Annotated in this window: 7 protein-coding genes; 3 read left to right on the top strand and 4 right to left on the bottom strand. The window is 66.0% G+C overall.

What is annotated here, in order from left to right:
- The first annotated feature begins 355 nt into the window (after window positions 1-355).
- Genes AC5RWT_RS33795 through AC5RWT_RS33785 form a run of 3 tightly spaced genes read left to right on the top strand, consistent with a single transcriptional unit; the run spans window position 356 to window position 2441 of the window.
- A complete protein-coding gene (locus tag AC5RWT_RS33795; protein ID WP_494084031.1) occupies window positions 356-1096 on the top strand; it encodes an ABC transporter ATP-binding protein in 741 nt (246 codons plus the stop codon).
- 8 nt (window positions 1097-1104) lie between these two features.
- On the top strand, window positions 1105-1848 hold the full coding sequence (locus tag AC5RWT_RS33790) for an ABC transporter permease (protein ID WP_494084030.1): 744 nt from the start codon (window positions 1105-1107) through the stop codon (window positions 1846-1848).
- A complete protein-coding gene (locus AC5RWT_RS33785) occupies window positions 1845-2441 on the top strand; it encodes a TetR/AcrR family transcriptional regulator (protein ID WP_494084029.1) in 597 nt (198 codons plus the stop codon). The genes AC5RWT_RS33790 and AC5RWT_RS33785 overlap by 4 nt, the downstream gene beginning before the upstream one ends.
- An 88-nt stretch (window positions 2442-2529) precedes the next feature.
- On the opposite strand, the gene AC5RWT_RS33780 is transcribed toward AC5RWT_RS33785, so the two are convergent.
- From AC5RWT_RS33780 to AC5RWT_RS33765, 4 genes are all read right to left on the bottom strand, one after another.
- Complete coding sequence (locus AC5RWT_RS33780; protein ID WP_494084028.1) at window positions 2530-3378, bottom strand: GNAT family N-acetyltransferase; 849 nt, start codon at window positions 3376-3378, stop codon at window positions 2530-2532.
- A gap of 28 nt (window positions 3379-3406) precedes the next feature.
- Window positions 3407-4573, bottom strand: a complete 1167-nt coding sequence (gene ispG, locus AC5RWT_RS33775) for a flavodoxin-dependent (E)-4-hydroxy-3-methylbut-2-enyl-diphosphate synthase (protein ID WP_493968123.1) — start codon at window positions 4571-4573, stop codon at window positions 3407-3409.
- A 92-nt stretch (window positions 4574-4665) separates the two neighbouring features.
- Window positions 4666-4956, bottom strand: coding sequence for a YciI family protein (locus AC5RWT_RS33770; protein WP_494084027.1), 291 nt, complete (start codon window positions 4954-4956; stop codon window positions 4666-4668).
- Between the two features lie 35 nt (window positions 4957-4991).
- Window positions 4992-5762 (bottom strand): hypothetical protein (locus tag AC5RWT_RS33765; protein WP_494084026.1); only part of this gene is annotated, 771 nt, incomplete at its 5' end.

Below are 5762 nucleotides of genomic sequence, written 5' to 3'. Positions count from 1 at the left end.
CCTTGGCCAGCACCTTCAGCCCCAGCGGCAGCCAGGAATAGATGCCGGGGGCAGCACGGCGGATGTAACCGGCGCGCACCAGCAGCTTGTGGCTGGCAACTTCGGCATCGACCGGGTCATCGCGCAGGGTGCGCAGGAACAAGCTGGACAGGCGAAGAACCACTGCAGATCCGTTTCTCAAGGGTTGGGCCGGCAGCGGCCCGCGAAATCAACTGCCTTCTAATCTACTGGCTCCGCAGGCATGCTTGCGACAGCCCCAACGGCTCCGCCGCACCGGCCCCGCGGGCCTTGACGCCGTTACGCCAGCGGGCTTAACGTAAATTCCCCATCCAGTGAATTGGGGAGGGCGGAGACGATGCCGCACCCAGGCCCCCACCCCGAGCCGGCCATCTCCATCGCCGGGCTGTCGGTGGTCCGCGGCAACAAGCCGGTCCTGTCAAACATTGACTGCGGGGTTTCAGCCGGATCCATCACGGGCCTGCTGGGCCCGTCCGGCAGCGGCAAGACCACCTTGATGCGGGCCATCGTGGGGGTCCAGAAAACGGCCGGCGGCACGGTGACGGTTTTGGGGCTCCCGGCCGGGCACCGAGAGCTCAGGCGCCGGATCGGCTACGTCACCCAGAACCCCAGTGTTTATCCCGATATTTCGGTCCGCGACAACGTCCGCTACTTCGCCGCACTGCACAGCCGCCCGGCGGCCGAGGTCGATGCTGCATTGGAGGCCGTCGGGCTCACCGGCTTCGCCAGACGCAAGACGGCCGGTCTCTCCGGCGGAGAGTTCAGCCGGGTATCGCTGGCGTGCGCCCTGGTGGGGCGTCCGGCCCTGTTGGTGCTCGACGAACCAACGGTCGGCCTGGATCCGGTCCTGCGTGTGGAGTTGTGGGACTATTTCACTGCCCTGGCGGCAACGGGCACCACCCTGCTGGTCTCCAGCCACGTCATGGAAGAGGCATCGCACTGCAACGACCTGCTCCTGCTGCGCAACGGGTCCCTGCTGGCCCGGCTCACCCCCGCGGAGCTGGCCCAACGCGGCGGCACTGCCGACCTGGAACGTGCCTTCCTCCATCTGATCAAAAGCGCGGAGGCCGCTGCATGAATGCGTCGATGACTTTGGCCACCACGGGGCGGGTGCTGTCCCAGCTGCGCCACGATCCGCGCAGCATCGCGCTGATTGTCGTGGTGCCCAGCGTCCTGCTCGGCGTGGTCTACCTGCTGTTCGAGAACGAGACGCTGCCACCGGGGGCGCCGCGCACCTTCGACCGGGTGGGCCTGGTGATGCTCGCAATTTTCCCGTTTGTGGTGATGTTCCTGATTACCTCCATCACCATGCTCCGCGAGCGGACCACCGGCACGTTGGAACGTGTCCTCTCGACGCCGATCAACAAGGCCGACCTGCTCTTTGGCTACGCCCTGGCGTTCGGACTGATGGCCGCCATCCAGGCCGTGGTGACGACGGCGGTGGCCTACTCGGTCTTCAGTTTGGAGATCGAAGGCAACGCGGCGCTGGTGGTGATGGTCGCCGTCGTCAATGCGGTGCTGGGGGTGGCGCTGGGCCTGTTCTGTTCGGCCTTCGCCCGCACCGAGTTCCAGGCCGTGCAGTTCATGCCGGTGGTCGTGGTCCCGCAGATCCTGCTCTGCGGCCTGTTTGTGCCCAGGGAGCAGCTGGCCGACTGGCTCGAGGCGGTGGCGAACGCCATGCCGTTGACGTACACAGTGGATGCGCTGCAGGAGATCGCAGCCCATGCCGAAGCCACCGGGGCGCTGTGGTTCGACGTCGGGATTGCGGCCGGCTGCGTTGTGGCGGGACTGCTGTTGGCATCGCTGACGCTGCGGCGGCGCAGCGCGTGAGGGGCGAACGCCGCGGGCGCCGGTCCGACGGCTCCGACACCAGGGCACTGATCGTGGCGGCTGCCCGCAGGCTCTTTGCCGAACACGGGTTTACCGGCACCAGCCTGCGCCAGGTAGCGCGCTCTGCCGGGGTCGACCCCGCCCTGGTGCACCATTACTTCGGGGGCAAGGACGCGTTGTTCGCCGCCTCGGTGGAGCTGCCCGCCGACCCACGGCAGGTGCTGGCGGATGTCACCACCGCTCCTGCAGCCGAGCGCGGCGAACTGCTGGTCGATGCCCTGCTGGGGCTCTGGGAAGGCCCTGCCCAGCCGGCGGTGCTGGCCCTGGTGCGCAGCGCCGTCGGACACGAACGACAGGCGGCCTTGATGCGCGAAGTCTTCACCCGCCGGCTGCTGCCGCTGATCACCTCCGGCCTGCCCGGCGAGGGCGCGGAGCAGCGGCTGCGGGGCTCGCTGGTGGCGTCGGCCCTGATTGGCTGCGTCGTCGCCCGTTACATCCTCAAAGTGGAACCCTTTGCCTCGCTGGACCGCGCCGCGGTTGTCCGGCTGATTGCCCCCGGCGTCCAGCGCTATTTGACCGGAGACGTGGGCTGACCCGGCCGCCCGCGCAGCCTCCCCGCGGCCCCGGGCCGACGGCAACACAAGAGCAAACGCCGTCCGGCCCCCGCGGATCGGCGCGGGCCTAGAACAAGACGGTGGCGAAGGTGCCGACCTGCCGGAAGCCGACTGCGGTGTAGGCGGCCACGGCCCGATGGTTGTAGTCGTTGACGTACAGGCTTGCTACCGGCGCGTACTTCCGCGACAGTTCGACGACGGCGGCCATGCAGCCGGCGGCAAGGCCTTGGCCGCGGTAGGCAGGATTTACCCACACACCTTGGATCTGCACCGCATCGGCGCTCACGTTGCCCAGTTCGGCTTTGAACACAACCTGCCCGTGGCTGTCCCGGCGAATCAGCGAGTGCCCCTTGCCGATGAGGGTGGCCACGCGCTGGCGGTAGTGCTGGCCGCCGCCGATCAGCGGCGAGTAGCCGACTTCCTCCTCGAACATGGCGACGCAGGCCGGGACCAGGACGTCGTAATCGTCTTCGGTGGAGAACCGCACCTGCGGATCGGCGGCCACGGCAGGTGTTCCGCGCAGTTCCATCAACGGCTGGTTGGGGCGAACGTCGAAGGCCCGCGGATGCGCGTGCCGGAACGATGACCAGATGCCGAGCACGCCTTCGGCCGGGCCAAAGATGGAAGACATGCGACGGTTCCCGGCGGCCAGATGGGCTCCGAACCGAGCGCCTTGTTCGGCGTCCAGCCCCGACGGGACCACATTCACACCGGCCCAGCAGGCTCCGGTGAGGGCACCGCCGTCGTACATTCCCAAAATCCGGGCACCAGACGGAGTGGGGCCGGCCGTTCCGGCGGACTCCAAGTGTGCGGCCAGAAAGACGTTGGCTACCGGGTCGGAGCGCACCAACTTCCAGAGGTCGTCGGTATCCGTGTGCTCCAGCGGCCGGATTCCGGCAGGCGAATCAGCGGACACGGCCCCTGCCGCGCCCGCCGTCTCACGGCTAGCTGACGTTAACCACGGGGCTACCCTTGACAGCATTTTCGCCATCGGAGTCACCCATCTCTTCGGCAATCCTCATCGCTTCTTCAATGAGCGTCTCAACAATCTGGTCTTCCGGAACAGTCTTGATGACCTGGCCCTTCACAAAGATCTGGCCCTTCCCGTTGCCGGATGCCACTCCCAGGTCTGCTTCGCGGGCTTCGCCCGGTCCGTTGACCACGCAACCCATCACGGCGACGCGCAGCGGCACCTCCATGCCTTCAAGACCGGCAGTGACTTCGTCGGCCAGTTTGTACACGTCCACCTGGGCACGGCCGCAGGAGGGGCAGGAGACGATTTCCAGTTTGCGTTCCCGCAGGTTCAGCGACTGCAGGATCTGCAGGCCGACCTTGATCTCTTCAACCGGGGGCGCGGACAGGGACACCCGGATGGTATCCCCGATGCCCTGCGAGAGCAGCGCCCCGAAGGCCGTTGCGGATTTGATCGTGCCCTGGAAGGCGGGGCCGGCCTCGGTGACGCCCAGGTGCAGCGGCCAGTCGCCGCGTTCGGCCAGCAGTTCGTACGCGCGGACCATGACCACCGGGTCGTTGTGTTTCACTGAAATCTTGAAGTCGTGGAAGTCGTGTTCTTCGAACAATGAGGCTTCCCAGACGGCGGATTCGACCAGCGCCTCAGGCGTGGCCTTGCCGTACTTCTGCATCAGCCGCGGGTCCAGAGAACCGGCGTTGACGCCGATCCGGATGGATGTGCCGGCGGCTTTGGCCGCGTTGGCGATTTCCTTGACCTGGTCATCGAACTTGCGGATGTTGCCCGGATTCACGCGTACGGCGGCACAGCCTGCATCGATGGCGGCGAAGACGTACTTGGGCTGGAAGTGGATGTCCGCGATCACCGGGATCTGGGACTTCTTGGCGATAATCGGCAGGGCCTCGGCATCGTCCGCGCTGGGGCAGGCCACCCGCACAATGTCGCAGCCGGACGCCGTCAGTTCGGCGATCTGCTGCAGTGTGGCGTTGATGTCAGTGGTGGGCGTGGTGGTCATGGACTGCACGCTGATGGGTGATTCCGACCCGACCCCGACGGAGCCGACTTTGATCTGCCGGGTCTTCCGGCGCGGGGCCAAAACTGGCGGTGGTGAAGCTGGCATTCCAAGATTGACCGAGGTCAAAACGTCCTCCATGTGCCGGTAGGCAGTTGCTGATCAGATTTCATTATCCCCCTCCCGCACGGCCGTGGCACATGCTGCAGGAGTGGGGTGGATCATGCGTGGTGGGCGAACGCTCCGGTGACGGGCTTCCAGTCGGTGACTTTGAGTGCGGAAACGAAGTTATTGACGTTGAACGGGTCCTGCTTCAATTCATCCAGCAGGCTCGCTTCGTTCTCGGCGGTGAAGATCAGCAACGCCCCGGTGCCGTCCGCATAGGGTCCGGAGGCCAGCAGGCGGCCCTGCTCCACGAAGTCACCCAGCCAGGCCCGGTGTGCGGGACGGTATTCGTCCCGACCGGCCTCGGACTCGGCGGCATAGACGTATTCAACGGCAAAAACACTCATGCTCTTCACCTTACCTGTCGGCGGATGGGGCGAAGCTATTGGTAGGAAACGAACCATGGGGCCGGCTTCACGCCCGTGTAGGTGCGCTCCGGGCTGAACGTCGGGGTGTCTTCGTCGTAGAAGTTTTTCCAGCCCATCCAGATGTTCTTCGGCAGGTCCTGTCGGAGTACACGCCAGGTGTCCATTTTCTGGCCGGGGTTGCCATGGCCGTCGGCGTGCAGCACCATGGCCAGTTCTTCATGGCCGGTTTCGAGCTTGTGGCGGTCCGAAATCATCTGGTACTGGAACTGATGAAGGATCAGCACCTTCTGCGGCAGGGAGTTCTTCCGGGTCAGTTCCGCCAGCCAATCGCTGACCTTGTTGATTTCGGCGGCCGAGACCGAGCCGATCTGCTCCATGTGCCGCTGCCCCTTGCCGAGCCGCCATTCCGGGTCCAGCGCCAGGCCCACATGCGGTTCCTTCAGCAGGTCCTCGTAGAGCTTGGCCTGGGTAAGGAAGTCCGACCGCCCCGGCTGCAGGTCCAGCACCACATACACTCCGGCCTTCCCCGCGGCATCGATCCAGGGGCGCAGCTCGTCCGGATCCGTTTCCTCCGAATAGTCGCCGTCCTTTCCGGCCGAGGCGCTGGCCACCGTGGCGATGATCTCGAACGCCGGGACCACCGGCTCCTTGCTGTGCGGTTGGTACTGCTTGGCCACTTCCTTCACGCGCTTCACCGATGCCTTGGCTCCCTGTTCGCCCAGAGCCCCAAGCGCGGGCCCGGAGGGATGCCCGTACAGCGCCACCATCCTGCGGGACGGGAAGGC

This window comes from Arthrobacter sp. Dra40 (assembly GCF_059091905.1).
This window is presented reverse-complemented; position numbering and strand designations above follow the sequence as displayed.

Excerpts from the sequence above, each read along its gene's own strand:
- AC5RWT_RS33795 (WP_494084031.1), top strand. The coding sequence starts at position 356 with ATGCCGCACCCAGGCCCCCACCCCGAGCCGGCCATCTCCATCGCCGGG.
- AC5RWT_RS33790 (WP_494084030.1), top strand. The coding sequence starts at position 1,105 with ATGACTTTGGCCACCACGGGGCGGGTGCTGTCCCAGCTGCGCCACGAT.
- AC5RWT_RS33770 (WP_494084027.1), bottom strand. The coding sequence starts at position 4,956 with ATGAGTGTTTTTGCCGTTGAATACGTCTATGCCGCCGAGTCCGAGGCC.